Annotated in this window: 19 protein-coding genes; 10 read left to right on the top strand and 9 right to left on the bottom strand. The window is 57.4% G+C overall.

Annotated features, from left to right (window positions below; genetic code table 11):
- The first annotated feature begins 433 nt into the window (after positions 1-433).
- From LGM20_RS15400 to LGM20_RS15385, 4 genes are all read left to right on the top strand, one after another.
- On the top strand, positions 434-1,066 hold the full coding sequence (locus LGM20_RS15400; RefSeq protein ID WP_023289223.1) for an ECs1377 family protein: 633 nt from the start codon (positions 434-436) through the stop codon (positions 1,064-1,066).
- Between the two features lie 45 nt (positions 1,067-1,111).
- Complete coding sequence (locus LGM20_RS15395) at positions 1,112-1,267, top strand: hypothetical protein (RefSeq protein WP_044522340.1); 156 nt, start codon at positions 1,112-1,114, stop codon at positions 1,265-1,267.
- A gap of 427 nt (positions 1,268-1,694) precedes the next feature.
- Positions 1,695-2,381: a KPN_01159 family EAL domain c-di-GMP phosphodiesterase gene (locus LGM20_RS15390; protein ID WP_044522247.1), complete on the top strand. Its 687-nt coding sequence runs from the start codon at positions 1,695-1,697 to the stop codon at positions 2,379-2,381.
- 135 nt (positions 2,382-2,516) lie between these two features.
- Entirely contained in the window at positions 2,517-2,927 is a 411-nt protein-coding gene (locus LGM20_RS15385) for a Spy/CpxP family protein refolding chaperone (RefSeq protein WP_023289225.1), read from the top strand.
- 84 nt (positions 2,928-3,011) lie between these two features.
- Here the strand turns inward: LGM20_RS15385 and LGM20_RS15380 are convergent, their stop codons facing one another.
- Positions 3,012-4,514, bottom strand: a complete 1,503-nt coding sequence (locus LGM20_RS15380; RefSeq protein ID WP_023289226.1) for a UbiD family decarboxylase — start codon at positions 4,512-4,514, stop codon at positions 3,012-3,014.
- A gap of 119 nt (positions 4,515-4,633) precedes the next feature.
- Between LGM20_RS15380 and LGM20_RS15375 the strand changes: the two genes are divergently transcribed.
- Positions 4,634-5,533: a LysR substrate-binding domain-containing protein gene (locus LGM20_RS15375; RefSeq protein WP_023289227.1), complete on the top strand. Its 900-nt coding sequence runs from the start codon at positions 4,634-4,636 to the stop codon at positions 5,531-5,533.
- Here LGM20_RS15375 and LGM20_RS15370 read toward each other — a convergent pair.
- Positions 5,530-7,314, bottom strand: a complete 1,785-nt coding sequence (locus LGM20_RS15370; protein WP_044522250.1) for a sensor domain-containing diguanylate cyclase — start codon at positions 7,312-7,314, stop codon at positions 5,530-5,532. The two genes, LGM20_RS15375 and LGM20_RS15370, sit on opposite strands and share 4 nt — an antisense overlap.
- Positions 7,315-7,386: 72 nt before the next feature.
- The gene (locus LGM20_RS15365) at positions 7,387-8,595 is read right to left on the bottom strand and encodes an HD domain-containing phosphohydrolase (RefSeq protein WP_044522251.1); all 1,209 of its coding nucleotides are present in this window, start codon (positions 8,593-8,595) and stop codon (positions 7,387-7,389) included.
- Between the two features lie 303 nt (positions 8,596-8,898).
- On the opposite strand from LGM20_RS15365, the gene fraE reads away from it, so the two are divergent.
- The 4 genes from fraE to LGM20_RS15345 all read left to right on the top strand — a co-directional run bounded on the left by fraE (position 8,899) and on the right by LGM20_RS15345 (position 12,653).
- Positions 8,899-9,942 carry a fructose-asparagine asparaginase gene (fraE, locus tag LGM20_RS15360; RefSeq protein ID WP_044522254.1) on the top strand — a complete coding sequence of 348 codons (1,044 nt, stop codon included), beginning with the start codon at positions 8,899-8,901 and terminating at the stop codon, positions 9,940-9,942.
- 674 nt (positions 9,943-10,616) lie between these two features.
- Complete coding sequence (lpxP, locus tag LGM20_RS15355; RefSeq protein ID WP_044522256.1) at positions 10,617-11,531, top strand: kdo(2)-lipid IV(A) palmitoleoyltransferase; 915 nt, start codon at positions 10,617-10,619, stop codon at positions 11,529-11,531.
- 89 nt (positions 11,532-11,620) lie between these two features.
- Complete coding sequence (gene leuE, locus LGM20_RS15350) at positions 11,621-12,259, top strand: leucine efflux protein LeuE (RefSeq protein ID WP_044522258.1); 639 nt, start codon at positions 11,621-11,623, stop codon at positions 12,257-12,259.
- A gap of 130 nt (positions 12,260-12,389) precedes the next feature.
- Positions 12,390-12,653 carry a DUF2534 family protein gene (locus tag LGM20_RS15345; RefSeq protein ID WP_004203731.1) on the top strand — a complete coding sequence of 88 codons (264 nt, stop codon included), beginning with the start codon at positions 12,390-12,392 and terminating at the stop codon, positions 12,651-12,653.
- Between the two features lie 59 nt (positions 12,654-12,712).
- Here the strand turns inward: LGM20_RS15345 and LGM20_RS15340 are convergent, their stop codons facing one another.
- The 4 genes from LGM20_RS15340 to LGM20_RS15325 form a co-directional block, all read right to left on the bottom strand.
- Complete coding sequence (locus LGM20_RS15340) at positions 12,713-12,838, bottom strand: hypothetical protein (protein ID WP_004203733.1); 126 nt, start codon at positions 12,836-12,838, stop codon at positions 12,713-12,715.
- Positions 12,839-12,956: 118 nt separating this feature from the next.
- A complete protein-coding gene (locus LGM20_RS26640; protein ID WP_349817323.1) occupies positions 12,957-13,010 on the bottom strand; it encodes a hypothetical protein in 54 nt (17 codons plus the stop codon).
- A gap of 20 nt (positions 13,011-13,030) precedes the next feature.
- Positions 13,031-13,132, bottom strand: coding sequence for a YoaK family small membrane protein (locus tag LGM20_RS15330; protein ID WP_004150782.1), 102 nt, complete (start codon positions 13,130-13,132; stop codon positions 13,031-13,033).
- A 57-nt stretch (positions 13,133-13,189) separates the two neighbouring features.
- Entirely contained in the window at positions 13,190-14,203 is a 1,014-nt protein-coding gene (locus LGM20_RS15325; RefSeq protein ID WP_017898645.1) for a sensor domain-containing diguanylate cyclase, read from the bottom strand.
- Positions 14,204-14,504: 301 nt separating this feature from the next.
- On the opposite strand from LGM20_RS15325, the gene LGM20_RS15320 reads away from it, so the two are divergent.
- On the top strand, positions 14,505-14,744 hold the full coding sequence (locus tag LGM20_RS15320; RefSeq protein WP_023289245.1) for a putative hemolysin: 240 nt from the start codon (positions 14,505-14,507) through the stop codon (positions 14,742-14,744).
- On the opposite strand, the gene LGM20_RS15315 is transcribed toward LGM20_RS15320, so the two are convergent.
- Together LGM20_RS15315 and LGM20_RS15310 are read right to left on the bottom strand one after the other, a co-directional pair.
- Positions 14,734-15,090, bottom strand: coding sequence for a DUF488 domain-containing protein (locus tag LGM20_RS15315; protein ID WP_023289246.1), 357 nt, complete (start codon positions 15,088-15,090; stop codon positions 14,734-14,736). The two genes, LGM20_RS15320 and LGM20_RS15315, sit on opposite strands and share 11 nt — an antisense overlap.
- Positions 15,077-15,586, bottom strand: a complete 510-nt coding sequence (locus tag LGM20_RS15310) for a 2-thiouracil desulfurase family protein (protein ID WP_044522261.1) — start codon at positions 15,584-15,586, stop codon at positions 15,077-15,079. Before LGM20_RS15310 ends, LGM20_RS15315 begins: the two co-directional genes overlap by 14 nt.
- Positions 15,587-15,610 lie beyond the last annotated feature (24 nt).

The following is a 15,610-nucleotide window of genomic DNA, read 5'->3' as shown; positions in this document are numbered from 1 at the left end:
CCGTGTTGTTAAACCGTGCGGTCGCGCGTTTGCCGGCGATACCATGACGGCAGGAACAATCCTGTGGCGTCGGCTGATGATAGACATTGTTTGATGACAATTTGATGTCAGTAAAATGAACCTGCAAGGGCTCGGGATTTCATATCGCTAAATAATTTTTATTCTGTGGCTGTTAAGGTAGTTCTTAACTACTTTATGGTGATGGGGCTTTATATTTTATGGCCAACGGCGAGGGAACAACGATGCAATTACTTGATTTATTCGCAGGCTTATTGTGGTTAAGCAGCGTTATTTTCCTGCTGTTTGTTCTTGATGTGGTCATCACCCGTTATCTTTATCGTAAATAACCGACAGCGGCGACGGCGCTCGGCGTAGGGTACAGCGCCGGAGGATGATAGTATAACGCCGGGACTGATTCAGGAAGGAATGCGCGGTGGCCGGGAGAGTTGATTACGATATTGAAAAATACCAGTTTACCGAAGCCGGTGAAACGTCGCGGCTGCGGGAGCAGTGGCGCGAAGTCTATCAGGAGTGCCGTCAGCTGCAGGCCGGGGCAGAGGAGCGCCTGCGCATTGCGTTACTGAACGTCGACTATGTCACCAGCTTCGAGCTGCCTTTTCGCCTGCTGCTGGTGCGCGCGCCGCAGCTGATCGCCGACGTCCGCGAGACGCTGCAGCTCAGCCGTAAAGCCGCCGTTTTCAACGGCAAACGTTACGGCTGCGTCTACAGTTTGAAGCAGGATTTACAGGCTGTACCGGAGAGCTTTCATTACCACCTGACAAACCGCATTCGTCGCGTCGAAGCGACGGGCCTGACGGCGGCACCGTACCAGCAGATCGCCCGGGAGATTAAACCTGCCCGGGATCGACTCCGCCAGGCATTAATCGCCGGCCTGCCGGTTACCGCGCTTGATGCCCTGTTCTGGTTCGGCAGCCAGCGGGTGGCGGCGGACATTGCCCAGCTGCGCCGGTCCGGGATGGCTATTGTCACTGAGGAGGTGGAGGTCAGCGACAATCTGTTCAATACCACCCGGCGGGTACCGGTTTATCGTCTGACCAGCGCGTGAGCGGGCCTCGCTTCGCCCAGCCGCTGCCTCTGCAGGCAGTCGACCATTGCGCCATCAAACCAGACGCACAGCCCTCTGGCGGCATGCCGCGGAGCCGGCTCCCACCACGCGCTGGCGCTGAGCATGATCAGCATCAGCGCCAGCGGAACCACGTATATTCTTTTCACTTCCCTTTTCCCGCTTCGCCTTTTCTGCCAGTAAGGTAGCGGGAAAATATGACGTTTCGTTGACCCGGCTGCCTGATTTATCGCCCGCAGAAGGCATGGCCGGCGGGGCGTGCCGGGTGATGCGTTATTCATCTTCGGCATAACAATATGACAAAAACTGGCGGCTTGTTTTTTTCGTTTTTATTACACCATGCTTTTTATCCTGCAGGGAAAAGCATGAAGTCGCCATGCCTGGCGGCGGGGTTATCTTGTAACTGGCTGGTTTGAAACGATATTTTAATTGTGATTTACGCGGGTCTGACAGCGGGGGCAAATTTATATTAATTCACTTTACCGATCAATAAATTATATCTTGATAGCTTTTAGCTATCGAATGTTTCTTATCGATCATTTTAAACTATTTTTGTTAGCGGGAAATATATGACATGCTTTAACCCTTTCTTATTTCTGGTATTTTTTAAATGGTTAAAGAAAACGTGAAAAATACCTCTTATCGCTTCGTTCTGGAGCCCGCTATTAGCGATGGTGGCGGCTACCACTCGTGGGAATTGCTCACTAAAGACATTATAGCACCCGCACAAAATAACACCTCAGCGCCCACGTTTTCTTTCTCCACGCTCACCGAAAGCGATAAGCTTGCACTATTTACCCGACAAATCGAGTTGCTTTCCGTATTTGATTTTTCCCAGGTCGATAATAAGCCGATCTCTCTGAATATTGATGATTTATTAAGCCATTTTATTCTGACCGACCGCTATCTCTGTGATTTTCTGCGCTCCTGTAAAAACATTGCTCTGGAAATAAATGAGAATTTTCATGAATTTATCGCTGGCCGTGAACTGACGGCGCTGAGCACGCTGGCGACGCTTTGCCCGGTCTGGCTGGATGACTTTGGTCGCGGACGAACGACGTTCCGGCTGCTGGAGCGATTTCGCTTTGATTGCGTCAAAGTGGATAAAGACTATTTCTGGGACAAAGAAAACGATCCCGCATTGCCCGGGCTGTTACAGGCTATTCATACCCTGACCGGGCATGTGATTGTGGAGGGGATCGAAACCGAAAAGCAAAAACGGCTCATCACTGCGGCCGGGGATATCATTGGTCAGGGCCGTTACTGGAAGGATGAATATATCTTTCTTTGCTGCTGAGCGCCCGCCGGGGCCAGGTTTCGGTTACCTGCCATTCTTTTCTTATCCAGTTTTAAACGAATGCTTTGTTACAGATAGTTTTTATTCCCGCGATGATAATCCAGTCTCTTTTACTTGCCTGAAGGATAACTCATTGTGAATACACGCTTGCGTAACACCCTGATCGCCATTGCGCTGACCACCTGCTTCACCGCCGCCAGCCAGGCGTCGACCTCGGCTGACGTGCCGTCTGTCTCGCAGGACCCGGTCGTCCAGCACCTGAAGCTGAGTGAGGATCAGGTCGCCAAAATCCAGGCGCTGCGTCAGGGCTTCGAGAACAGTGTGAGCCAGATTAAAATCAGCGGCTATCAGGACGGCGCCCTGGCCGACGTGATTCACTCCGGGAAATGGGATGAAGCCAAAGTCAAACAGCAGCTGGCTGCCTTTAGCCAACTGGATCAGCAGGTGCGCTATTATCGCGTGAAATACTACTTCGACGTCAGCCAGGTGCTGACCGCTGAGCAGCGTGAGCAGGTGAAAAAAGACCTCGCCGCGGCGATCAACTAACCCGCCTTCGCCATCCGCTCCGGATGGCGCTGCATCGGACGACAGACGCCGCGTGTCCGGCGCCTGTCGCCCCGCTTGACTGACTTACTGACCGTGGCCGTTTTCCAGACGGGCAAAATACTCCGGGGCAAACGGACGCGGGTCGACATCGGCAAACGGCGCACGCTCAAAGTGCGCTTTCAGCGCCCAGGGAACCGTACAGTCAAAAATCGTTTTGCAGCTGATACCTTCCCCGCGGATCGACGGACTGTATTCCGGCGTCTGGGAAGGATCGAGCTGGTGACCGCGGATACCGGGGAGGGTGGTGATGCTGACATCCCCCTGCATGCGGGTGGTCATCGCCCACAGGATATCGTCGCTGTCAAAGATATCGACATCCTCATCAACCAGAATGATGTTTTTCAGTTCGGAATAGGTCGCCAGCGCCAGCAGCGCAGCCTGTCCCTGACGTCCTTCGTCGGCAGGCTGACGTTTTTTCACCTGCAGGATCCCCAGAAATTTACCGCCGCCCGCGGTGTGGGCGTAGACGTTTTGTAAAAAGCCCGGGATGGCGGCCTCGACGGCATTCCAGATACTGGCTTCGGTCGGCAGCCCGGCGAGGGTGGTATGTTCTTCCCCCGGTCCCACCAGCGTCTGCAGGATGGCATTGTGCCGCATGGTTACCGCTTTGACTTTGATCACCGGCAACGACGGGTTGGCGCCGCCGCAGTAGCCGGGAAATTCCGGCATCGCGTGGCCGCTGTTGGTGTGTTGATCTTCTCTGACGCGCACGCCGGGCAGCAGTTCGCCTTCAATGACGATCTCGGCGCGGGCGATGGCTTTCTCCGGGACGCTGACGCCCTGCACCAGCTCCACCGGGCGCTGACGCAGCGCGCCGGCGACGCCCAGTTCGTTATAGCCAAACGGCGTGGTAGGGGCTTCGAAGCAGGCGCCAATATAGATGGCCGGATCGAGACCCATATTGATGGTTATCGGCAGCGGTTTGCCGGCAGCCTCGGCTTTCTGGCGAAACACTTCGATATGGCGGCCGGCGGCAAGAAACATCGACAGCTCATCCCGGCCCTGCACGCACAAGCGGTGGATGGTGACGTCGGTGAGCGAGGCGTCGTCAGGATCGCTGGCCAGCGCCAGGCCCAGGCAGAAGAAGGGGCCGGCGTCGATCGGGGTGTTGGTGGGCGCCGGGAGCAGGGTGCGCAAATCAAAGTCCGGATCGTCGGCCAGAAAAACCTGCTCCTGACAGGGGGCGCTGCCGGCCGGAACCACCACCGGCGCAACCGGTGTTTTCACCGCTTTACCCACCTCCAGCGCCAGCTGCGAAGCTTCGCAGCCCAGCAGCAGCGCCGCCCGCTGGCGGCTGGCGTGCATGCCCACCAGAATGCGTGAATGCGGATAGCCTTTAATATTGTTAAACATCATCGCCGGGCCAATGCGGGTGGGGCGCTTCACGGTGCCGCCGGCGCCGATATGACGATAGACGCCGGCCAGCTCGGCGTTAGGGTCCACCGGATGATTGGTTTCGAGGTATTGATTGTCATGCTGTTGCAGCAGCGCGATGGCGTCGCGCAGATCCTGAATCGGTGCGGTCATGATGTTCTCCTTAGCGTGTCGATGCGCACAGTATGCTTCGCAGGCTAATGGTTATCAATTGCATCATTCATGCGTTATTGATAAGATTTTTGTTATCAATAAAACCTATGGAGTCCGGCATGTCCTTGCGAGCGTTACGCCATTTTGTGGTCGTTGCCGAAGAGTTACATATGCACCGGGCGGCGGAGCGGTTACATATCGCCCAGCCCGCCCTCAGCCAGCAGATTAAACAGCTCGAGCAGCGTCTGGGGGTTGTACTCTTCTCCCGCGCCAACCGCCGTCTGACCCTGACCGCCGCGGGCGAGGCCTTTTGGCAGAAGACGCGGCTGGCGCTGGAGATGGTCGACCAGGCGGCACTGGACGCCCAGCGCACCGCGCGGGGCGAGCAGGGAAGGCTGCATCTGGGGTATGTCTCCAGCGCGATGTACGACAGTAAACTGCCGGGGCTGCTGCGCGAGCTGCGCGCCGACTGGCCGGGGATTGAGCTGTCGCTGGTGCATGGCGATGTGCAAATGCTCTACGAAGCGCTGCTGGATCTGCGCCTGGATATCGCCATCATCCGCGCGCCGCTGGCCTCGCCGCCGGAGGCGCTGGTGGTCAGGCCGTTTGTGCGGGAAAAGCTCTGCCTGGCGCTCTATCAACAGCATCCGCTGGCGGGCGTGGGGGCGCTCAATCTGGCCTCATTGCGCGCGGATAACTGGATCTCGCTTGACGATCCGCAGGGCACCGGGCTGGAGCAGGTGTTTATTGACGCCTGCCGCGTCGCGGGCTTTACGCCGCAGGTGGCGCAGCGGATTAACGACGTCACCTCGATGATTAGCCTGGTCTCCGCCGGGGTCGGGGTGGCCCTGGTTCCGGTCTCGGCGCGGGCCTTACGCCTCGATAACGTGGTGTATATCGATCTTCAGGACCGGCTGGCGGAGAGTGAGCTGAGCATGGTTTACCACCGCCATATCCGTTCGGCGGTGGTGCGGAAAGTTATCTCGCTGCTCAATGCGACCGAGCAATCACCCGGTTAGCTGGTCTTCAGGCGGCCAAAGCTGACAATCCTTGAGCGGCCCAGCTCTTTCGCCCGGTACAGCGCGGCGTCCGCCGCGCGCAGCAGGCTGTCGCTTTGGGTATGCTGCGGGTAGCTGGCGATGCCAATCGACACATCCACCTGGCCTATCTCGGTCAGACCATCGCGCAGCGTCATCGCATGCACCTGGGTATAGATCTCGCTGGCGCACTGGTGCGCCCCGGCTTCGTCAAGGCCGGGAAGCAGCACCAGAAACTCCTCACCGCCGTAGCGGAAAGCCGTGCCGATATCGCGCACCGCGCGCTGCACGATGGTGGCGACGCTCTTAATCACCAGATCGCCGGCCTCGTGGCCGTAGCGGTCATTGATGGCTTTAAAATGATCGATGTCGATCATCAGACAGCTCAGCGGGGTGCGGGTATGGACCGCCAGCGCCATCTGTGAATGCAGCGCTTCGTCCAGATGATGGCGATTACGCAGGCCGGTCAGGGAATCGAACAGCGCTTTTTCCAGCAGGGCGCTGCGTAAGCGCTGATTGGCCAGCGCCAGGCCCAACGCTTCCGCCATCAGCTCAAGGTAGGCCCGGGAAGGAGCGTCACTGGCGGTAACGTTCTGAAAGGTCAGCAGCCCGATGGCTTCGCCCTGGGCGATGAGCGGTACGCAGAGCGACTGGCCGGCGTGCGCCTCCGGCAGATGATAGCAGGTGATATCGGGTTCGCCCTGCACCGGCGGATGGCTGAGTCCCCGACGTATCGCCCAACAGTCGTCGGGTGAAAAGGGCGTCGTCTCCCCGGCGGGCGCCAGCCACTGCGCCACGCAGCGCATCTGCCAGGGGTCGGTATCGAGAATATACAGTTTCCCGGGGATCGTCGGGGCGATATTCGGCGCAAACAGTTCCGCCACCTTAATCACATCCTCAATGGTTTCACAGCCCTGCAGACGCTGGGTCATGCGCGCCAGCAGTTCGCGGATCGCCCAGTCAGCGTCGCGCTGCTGCTCCAGCTGCTGGCGGGCCAGGCCGTTCTCGCGAAAAATGCGGATGGCTTGGGCCATATCGCCAATCTCATCCACCTGAGTGAACTGCGGCGTCTCCACCGCATAGTCCTGGGAGGCGAGACGCTGCACCACGTCGCTCAGGCGAACCACCGGGTAGAGCACCCGCCGCTTGAGAATAAAGCCGAGGACGAACAAAAACATCAGCGCGGTCAGGCCGACCATGATTTCCGACAGGGTGCGCCAGATCCGCGAGCGTTCGGTGGCCTGGTCAATGGCGACGGCGGCGCGATTTTCGAGCATCTGGCGGAAGCGATCGATCTGCGTCTGCATGCGTTCCAGCTCGGTCTCGTATGCATTGCCGTACAGCACGGCGATGGCCGCTGGCGCATCGCCGTGGGCGACATGCGTCAGGGCGGCCAGTTGTTCATCCTGCAGTTCAGCGGCAATCTGCAGGCCATCGTGGAGCAGCGCCAGCTCCTCGCGGCTGGCGCCGTTATCTTTCAATCTGGCCAGCCGCAGCTCAATGCTTTTGTCGGTCCGCTGCAGCTGCTGGTACTGCTCCAGCGTCTCCGGAGAGGGCTTAACCACGTATAGCCGGGCGAGGTCAGACAGCGCCCAGGCGTCGTTTTCCACCTCGTCGGAGAGGGTATCAAAGACCTGGCGCTGCTGTACCGCCTGGCGTTCGACGCGGTCTGCGCTGGAGGCCATGAGCATGGCGCTCCCGGAGGCCAGCGTCAGGCCGACGGTGATCCCGTAGGCCCAGTTGGTGATGGTGGCGATTCTCACCCTGTGTTTCCTTGCATGCAGATGAAGCTGTTTTAATTATAGAACCCGTCCCCGTCACGACGGCGGTCCGCTTCAGGGACGGTGCTCGCTGCGGGGGTGTTCGAGGGTCTGAAGAATGATGGCGTGTAGCGTTTCCGCATGGTGGCGCAAAACGAGAAAGACATCGCGATCCAGAGCGCCATTTATAACATCCGTTTCCATAATCTGTAAGGCCTCCTGCCAGGCCATCCCTTTACGATAAGGGCGATCTTCGGTCAGGGCGGTGAAAATATCGGCGATGGAGATAATGCGGTCGGCGAGGGTCAGGTGATCCTTTTCGAGATGCAGAGGGTAGCCGCTGCCGTCCAGTTTTTCATGATGATTCGAGGCCCAGTTGATAATGTCGCCAAGCTCGCTGTAGTCGCTAAGGAGATCCCCGGTCATGTAGCTGTGCTCGCGTACCTGGCTCAGCTCGTCGTCATCCAGCTCCCCCTCTTTTTCCAGAATAGAAAGAGGGATATAAACCTTACCAATGTCGTGCAGATAGCCGGCAACCTGTATTTGCTGGCAGATGGGCTCCGGCAGCTGCATCCAGTGGGCAAGCTGGCGGGCGATTTCCCCCACCATAATACTGTGGCTGGCGGTAAAGCTGCTGTAGGTGTCGACAATTTTGGCAATCAGCAGGCAGACATCTTTCAGACCGTCAATATCCAGATACAGCGTGTTGATGGGGGCAATAATTTCCAGCAGCCGTTGAATATGCCCGGGATGCAGGTGCTGCCAGAAGTTCGCATTTTCAGCGACCTCGCACAGGGTATCGCAGAGTAACGGATCGATCTCCCGGTGCAGGGTGACGAACTGCTCCACCACTGCCCGCGTGGGCCAGGCGGTCACGCGGCTATCCGCCGGGAGCAGCCGTTCAAAGGCATCGGCGAAATAGACAATATGCTGTTCGCGGCTGCCGCGGTGCTCCGGGCTAAAGTGGTGGTCGCGAATAAAGGGGACGATGGGCCGGAAGGTTGCTAACCCCTCGAGCATCGCCGCCCCCTGGCGCTGATGCGGATCGTGGATATTATCGATGGCATCCAGCGAATGAATGGTGCGTCTATCACCCAGTACGCCGATATCGTGCAGCAGCGCGGCGCAAAAAATGGTCTGCTGCCGCTCGGCAGGCAAGCCCAGCCTTTGCGCCAGCGTCAGGGCGATTAAGGCCGTTCGTTGCATATGCCGGTGTAGATCAGGGTTGATGATCTGAATGACGTTGGTGGTCAGCATCAGGGCCGACTTCAGGGCAATACGCATTTCTGTTCTCCGTTCGCGTCACCCGGCGGGCATAAATGACCTCGGGGGTGACGGAAGTGTCGATAATCTGATCCCAATGCGTGTTGTGTGTTGCTGAAAGGGTAAAAACTCATAATGTATGGGTTCATGGCGCCTGCCCGGTTCAGATCCAGTCATGCACCAGATTTGGGCGATGTTGATGCGAGAACCTTATTATTGTCTGATAGTTAACCATTTACCCCCCGTAAAAGATATCAATTCTGGCAAGCCCTTTGCATTAAGCAAGCGTAAGTTTGATTAATGTCTATGAAGGGAGTGACTTGTATGAATTTTAGAGCATTACTTGCCATTGCGTTACTGACGATGAGCAGCCTGGCGTTTAGCGAGACGCGCTTACCGCATATTGTCATTTTAGCCACCGGCGGGACGATTGCCGGCTCGGCGGCCAGCAATACCCAGACGACGGGCTATAAGGCCGGGGCGATTGGCGTGCAGACGCTGATTAACGCCGTGCCGGAAATAAGTAAAATCGCCCACGTCGAAGGTGAGCAGGTGGCGAATATCGGCAGTGAGAATATGACCAGCGATATTATTCTGCAGCTCTCGAAGCGGGTGAATGCGTTATTAGCCCGGGATGATGTCGATGGCGTGGTGATCACTCATGGCACCGACACCCTCGATGAAACCCCTTATTTCCTCAATCTGACGGTGAAAAGCAATAAACCGGTGGTCTTTACCGCCGCAATGCGTCCGGCGACGGCGATCAGCGCCGACGGGCCGATGAACCTGCTGGAAGCCGTCACCGTCGCCGCCGACCCGGATGCCCGCGGGCGCGGGGTCATGGTGGTGCTTAACGACCGCATCGGCGCGGCGCGCTTCGTCACCAAAACCAATGCCACCTCGCTGGATACTTTCCGGGCGCCGGAGGAAGGTTATCTTGGCGTCGTGGTGGGGGGAAAACCCCAGTTTGAAACGCGGGTGGATAAAATTCACACCCTGCGCTCGGTCTTCGATGTGCGTCAGCTGAAGGCCCTGCCGAAAGTGGTGATCATCTATGGTTACCAGGACGACCCGGAGTATATGTACGATGCGGCGATCGCCCATCATGCCGACGGTATTATTTACGCCGGCACGGGGGCGGGTTCTGTATCGGTACGTAGCGCTGCTGGTATTAAAAAAGCGCAGCAGGCGGGTATCGTGGTGGTGCGTGCCTCCCGCACCGGCAGCGGCGTGGTGCCCCCGGACGACAGCCAGCCAGGGCTGGTGGCCGATTCCCTCAACCCGGCTAAAGCGCGTATTCTGCTGATGACGGCGCTGACGCAGACGAAAAATCCGCAGCTGATCCAGCAATACTTCCACACCTATTGATCCTCTACGGCCAGGGCGTGGTTCGCGCCCTGGCCGCGTTGTTCTCTCAATCACCCGACGCGAGTGCAAACCGGCGGCGGATCATTGTCCGTCATTCACCCCCGCCTGTTTTTATGCGCGAGGCGTAAAGAAATATTTTTTTAGCAGCCGGCGAGGGCGCCATTAAAATGCCTCCGCAGGAAAAGACGAGTATTTTTAAAGCAGGCTTAAATAAGCCTATTCTTAATTATTGTCTTAAGGCGAATTTAATCTTCCTTATGCTGATAGATTAAACAGGATGCATTCCACGGCGCGCGCGCTTTAATTATCACGCCCACAAATGACGATGCGACGCGATGCGCCACGCCGCTGGCCGCGCGGCTTAGCGGACGACATCTCCCCGCAGGCAGGGCGCTCCCGATGAAGAATTCGGTTTTTTCTGCTAGTAACGCGGATGATTAGCGTGAAAATGATATACATGATGAATATATTAAAAGGGCCGCAAGATTTAAGTTTACATTTAGTAACATTTGTGCCGCAATTATGTTTTTTTGTCAGCACGCAGTTTTTTACTTGCCGGAAGGAATTTCGCCGGATTAGTATTGTCGAACTTGCTGTACGTACCGCCTAATGATGATAAATGGACTCTGTTTTCCTTAAGCGTTACCACATAATTAATGTTTACAGGAAAAATCATGGCCTGCGTATTTCATAAACAACTTTTACACCCGCGCAACTGGCTGACCTGGTTCGGGCTCGGCATTCTCTGGTTGATCGTGCAACTGCCTTATCCGCTGCTGCATTTTATCGGCACCAGCGCGGGTCGTCTTTCCCGACGCTTTCTCAAACGCCGCGAACATATCGCCCGGCGCAATATTGAACTCTGCTTCCCGGAGATGTCGCCGGCGGCGCGCGAGACCCTCATCGATCAAAACTTTATGTCGCTGGGAATGGGACTGATCGAAACCGGCATGGCCTGGTTCTGGAGCGATGAGCGGGTTAAAAAATGGTTTGATGTCGAGGGCTTTGCCAACCTTAATCATGCGCTTAGCGGCGGGAAAGGGGTGATGGTCGTCGGCATACACTTTATGTCGCTGGAGCTGGGCGGGCGCGCCATGGGGCTGTGTCGTCCAATGATGGCCACCTATCGTCCGCACAACAGTCCGCTGATGGAGTGGGTGCAAACCCGCGGTCGCCTGCGCTCGAACAAAGCGATGATCGATCGCAACAACCTGACCGGCCTGGTACATGCCTTAAAATCAGGCGAAGCGGTCTGGTTTGCTCCGGACCAGGATTACGGCCCCAAGGGCAGCGTGTTTGCGCCGTTTTTCTCCGTCCCGCAGGCGGCTACCACCAACGGCACCTATGTGCTTTCCCGTTTATCGGGGGCGAAAATGCTGAGCATCAGCATGGTGCGCAAGCTGGATCGCCAGGGCTACAGCCTGCACATTAGCGAAGTGATGAATGACTATCCGGGTGAGGATAAGCAGATCGCCGCCGGCTATATCAACAAGGTGATTGAGCGCGAGATCCTGCGCGCCCCCGAGCAGTATCTGTGGGTGCATCGCCGTTTTAAAACCCGCCCGCTGGGTGAACCCTCCGTCTATTAACCTTCCCGCACAGGCTGCGCTTTCAAAATCCCGACAGTTGGGGTAACGTGAGCCGGATCATGTTTTAGTCGTGCGCGAAGGAGTGCAGAGTGTTCGCTGAGTTTGGTGTTCTGAATTATTTGACCTACCTGGTCGGGGCGGTGTTTATCATCCTCGTCCCTGGCCCTAATACGTTTTTTGTGCTGAAGACGGGCATTGCCCACGGCGTGAAGAAAGGCTATCTGGCGGCGGCGGGCGTCTTTATTGGCGACGCGGTGCTGATGTTTCTGGCCTTTGCCGGCGTGGCGACGCTGATTAAGACCACGCCGGTGCTGTTTAACGTCGTCCGTTACCTCGGAGCGATTTACCTGCTGTGGCTGGGGGGCAAAATGCTCTATGCGGTGCTGACCCAGCGTGACGGCCAGGCCGACGCCAGCGCAGAGCCGGCGAGCGCAATCCTCAAGCGCTCCCTGACACTGAGCCTGACCAACCCGAAAGCGATTCTGTTTTATGTGTCGTTTTTCGTGCAGTTTATCGACGTCAACGCCAAAGCACCCGAGGTGGCGTTCTTTATTCTGGCGCTGACCCTCGAGGTGATAAGCTTCTGCTATATGAGCTTTTTGATCCTCTCCGGCTCGTTTGTCACCCGCTACGTCAAAACCCGCAAGAAGCTGGCCAAACTTGGCAACAGCCTGATTGGCCTGGTTTTCGTTGGGTTCGCCGCGCGCCTGGCTACCCTGCAGTCCTGATCCCCACGGGCCGGTTACCCACAGACCGGCCCGCCGCCTCTTATTCTGCCCTGTAACAAAAACCCTTCATTTTTTATTGCATTGGTGTTACATATACAGCCGTTTATCGCTCAGCAAAAAGGAAGCCCGGATGATTCTGCAAAAACTCCTCAGCAATAAAAACTGCAAAAAATACTGTCTGTCGCTCGCGGCGGTGTTTGCTATCGCGCTGGCGGTGGTGGGACGGGCGACCTTTGGCGGCGTGGTGAGCGAGTACAATATGCCGTACTCGGAGTGGACGACGTCCATGTTCTTCCTGCAGGGGGCGATGGTGACGGTTTACAGCATCGTCTTTACCGCGCTCTTCGCTATTCCGCTCGGCTTTATTTTCCTTGGCGACGAGCGTCAGGATTAAGCGTCAATGGGCGAACCAACGTTCGCCCTGTTTTATCGGCTCATCAACAGCGTGAAGCATTAATCATCGTCATGATAGTGATGATGGTGGTGATGGCGATGGTGGTGATAGCCATCGTCAACAATGCATCCCGATAACAGCGTGCACAGCGCAATAATCAACGGTAACACGATCGGTTTTTTCATCCTTACTTCTCCCGCTATTTTTCTTTCCCCGGGGCCGAGAATGCCGCGGCGGATAACGTGAGTGTAAAGCGTTAACTTATTGATGGGATAGGACAACTCCGCAATATCGCCGCGGCGATCACCACCAGCCGAACTGGGCGCCGGCCACCGCCACGATGGCGACAACCAGCATAATAATGGTGCTTTTTTTCATTATGCCCCGCCCGGCGCCGCATAGCCGCCGACAAAAAACCAGCCGAGAAAGACGACGGCGATGATAAAGATCGCCACCGGGAAAAGAATACCTAATTTCATGATAGTGTCCCTGTACCCACGAATGATGCCCAGCATGATACTGGATATCGCGTGACTTTAGTCAATATGAATAAAATTCTCCTGCCGACGAGACTTTTTATCCTGATACATCGCCTCATCGGCAGCGCGTAAGGCCGCTTCAACATCGATACTCTGCGGATCGCAGATGACCACCCCGAAGCTGGCGCCCTCATAGTTGATACGCTGTTCGCCGAGGAAGTAGACGCCGCACAGGGCCTGGCGCAGGGTGGTGACATACGCCTGCTGCGCCGCGGGCGGCTGGGCGCTACCGACGATCAAAAACTCATCGCCGCCAAGGCGGCCAACGATATCTTCACGGCGCGCGACGGCGGTGAGTCGTTCGCCGACCTGCACCAGAAAGCTGTCGCCGCACGGATGGCCGAATCGATCGTTAATGGCTTTGAAACCGTCGAGATCGATAAAAATGAGCGCGACCTGTTGCTGCTGAGCGCGGGCGGAGGCAAAGCGTAGCGCCAGCTGCTTAAACAGCGCGCGGCGATTAGGGAGCTGGGTGAGCTCATCGGTCGACGAGTGCAGCTCCAGCGCGACGTTTGCCGCCTGCAGCTGTTGCACCAGGGTGTCTTTTTCCACGTAGTGGGAAATGAGCTTCGCGAACAGGCCCATGACCTGTTCACCTTCAAGGTTATAAGGCTGTTGTTGCCGGCTGGTGGCGCAGAGGGTGCCGAACAGAGAGCCGTCGGCCAGGCGCACAGGAATGCTTAAAAAGGTGGCGATCCCCAGCTCCTGGGCGGCGATGCAGGAGTGCCAGCGACGGGCGACGTCATTGCTAAACGTACACTGATCCTCAAGGGCGCGTTTGCACAGAGATTCATCCCAGGGGACGGAAAATCCTTCCGGGATCTGCATTTCGCTGCTGTTGTGGGCGAACATGATCTGCTGCCGCTGGGCGTTGATATCGATGCGGGTAAGGTAGGTGGACTCCATTCGCGTCACCGCCTCCAGCATCTCCAGCAGCTGGCGCACTAAGGTTTCCAGGGACTGTTCCGTAGCGAGGGTTTGCGACACCCGGGCAAGAATAAAATCTGACATGAATAATACAGCTCCAGCACGCCAAACGTCACCCCAGCATATTGGGCTGCAAACGGACATCAGCGTCGAGTAAACAGTGATATTTTTAAATTTATCACATCTGTCTGGGGAATACTTGTCGACACGGCGGGAAAAAAAGCCCCGTCGGGGGCGACGGGGAAAAACTCATTGATTATGGAATGATCTGTTCTCTGGTCAGTTCGAGAACAAGGGTTAATCTACGGGGGAAAAGTGCAGGCAAGATGGAGAAAACGTGGAGATTCAGGCTAAAATCCCCGGGAATTGAAGAAAGGGAGAAAAGATGAAAAAGTTACTGGCTATTTTGCCCCTGGCGCTGGCCGGCTGCGCCCAGCCGCAGCCCACCGCGCCGACGAAAACCATCGGCATGGCCAATCCCGCGTCGGTCTACTGCCAGCAATCCGGCGGCACCCGGGTGCCGGTGCAAACGCCGCAGGGCGTCAGCACCCAGTGCAAGCTGCCCAGCGGCGAAACCCTCGATGAGTGGGCGCTATGGCGCCGGGACCATCCGGCTAAATCGTAACCGGCAGGGCCGCCAGCCAGGCGGCCAGCACCCGGGCATGATTCTGCTCGGTGTTCTTCGCGGCGTACAGCAGCGTCAGCGGCTGGCGCTGCGCCAGCGCCGCCAGCCGCAGGCCCGTTTCGCGATGTGCGTCGAGCTCCTGACGATAGCGCTGGCTGAAGTGGTCGAAATCGATCGCCTCGCCGTGAAAGGCTTTCCGCAGCTCAGCGGACGGCGTTAACTCTTTACACCACTCATCACAGGCCAGCGCCTCTTTTTTAATCCCCCGCGGCCAGAGACGGTCGACCAGCACCCGGTAGCCGTCGCTGCTTTCCTGTGGATCGTACACCCGTTTACATTGAATCATCATCCTGCTCCCTCTGTGCCATCCAGGCGAGCAACTGCGGGATCTGCCCGTCGGAAAATACCGTGATGCCGTGAGCGCGCAGCAGGTCGGCGGCCACGCCGGCGCCCGCTTTGCGCCGCCCGAGAAAGGAACCGTCATAGATAAACTGACTGCCGCAGGTGGGGCTGCCGTCGGTGAGTAATGCCGCCTGACATCCCGCTTCCCGGGCGGCGCTGAGCGCCAGCCAGGCGGCCAGCTGATAATGTCCCGTGACGTCGCGGCCGTCGCTTTCCACGATCCGCGCCCGTCCGGCAAGCACATCGCCGCCGGCGCCGCCGAGGATCTCCGCCGGCAGGCGGGGCGTCGGCAGACCGGCCGCCAGCTCCGGGCAGTGGATCACCAGACGATCCGCCTGCTGCCAGCGGGACAGCGTCGCCGCCAGCTGCGCTTTCTCGCTACCGTTATATCGCACCTGGAATCCCATCAGGCAGGCGCTGACCAAAAGCTTACTTTTCATCCTTTCTCCCTTTTGCGCTTGCTC

Source organism: Klebsiella quasipneumoniae subsp. quasipneumoniae (genome assembly GCF_020525925.1).
Lineage (GTDB): Bacteria > Pseudomonadota > Gammaproteobacteria > Enterobacterales > Enterobacteriaceae > Klebsiella > Klebsiella quasipneumoniae.
Note: the sequence above shows the minus strand (reverse complement) of the source record. Positions and strands in the feature narration are given on the sequence as shown.

Coding starts and splice junctions, on each gene's coding strand:
- LGM20_RS15375 (WP_023289227.1), top strand. CDS start 4,634: ATGTCCTTGCGAGCGTTACGCCATTTTGTGGTCGTTGCCGAAGAGTTA.
- LGM20_RS15390 (WP_044522247.1), top strand. CDS start 1,695: ATGGTTAAAGAAAACGTGAAAAATACCTCTTATCGCTTCGTTCTGGAG.
- LGM20_RS15330 (WP_004150782.1), bottom strand. CDS start 13,132: ATGAAATTAGGTATTCTTTTCCCGGTGGCGATCTTTATCATCGCCGTC.
- LGM20_RS15310 (WP_044522261.1), bottom strand. CDS start 15,586: ATGAAAAGTAAGCTTTTGGTCAGCGCCTGCCTGATGGGATTCCAGGTG.
- LGM20_RS15345 (WP_004203731.1), top strand. CDS start 12,390: ATGATTCTGCAAAAACTCCTCAGCAATAAAAACTGCAAAAAATACTGT.
- LGM20_RS15380 (WP_023289226.1), bottom strand. CDS start 4,514: ATGACCGCACCGATTCAGGATCTGCGCGACGCCATCGCGCTGCTGCAA.
- LGM20_RS15325 (WP_017898645.1), bottom strand. CDS start 14,203: ATGTCAGATTTTATTCTTGCCCGGGTGTCGCAAACCCTCGCTACGGAA.
- LGM20_RS15340 (WP_004203733.1), bottom strand. CDS start 12,838: ATGAAAAAACCGATCGTGTTACCGTTGATTATTGCGCTGTGCACGCTG.
- lpxP (WP_044522256.1), top strand. CDS start 10,617: ATGGCCTGCGTATTTCATAAACAACTTTTACACCCGCGCAACTGGCTG.
- LGM20_RS15320 (WP_023289245.1), top strand. CDS start 14,505: ATGAAAAAGTTACTGGCTATTTTGCCCCTGGCGCTGGCCGGCTGCGCC.
- LGM20_RS15365 (WP_044522251.1), bottom strand. CDS start 8,595: ATGCGTATTGCCCTGAAGTCGGCCCTGATGCTGACCACCAACGTCATT.
- LGM20_RS15315 (WP_023289246.1), bottom strand. CDS start 15,090: ATGATTCAATGTAAACGGGTGTACGATCCACAGGAAAGCAGCGACGGC.
- fraE (WP_044522254.1), top strand. CDS start 8,899: ATGAATTTTAGAGCATTACTTGCCATTGCGTTACTGACGATGAGCAGC.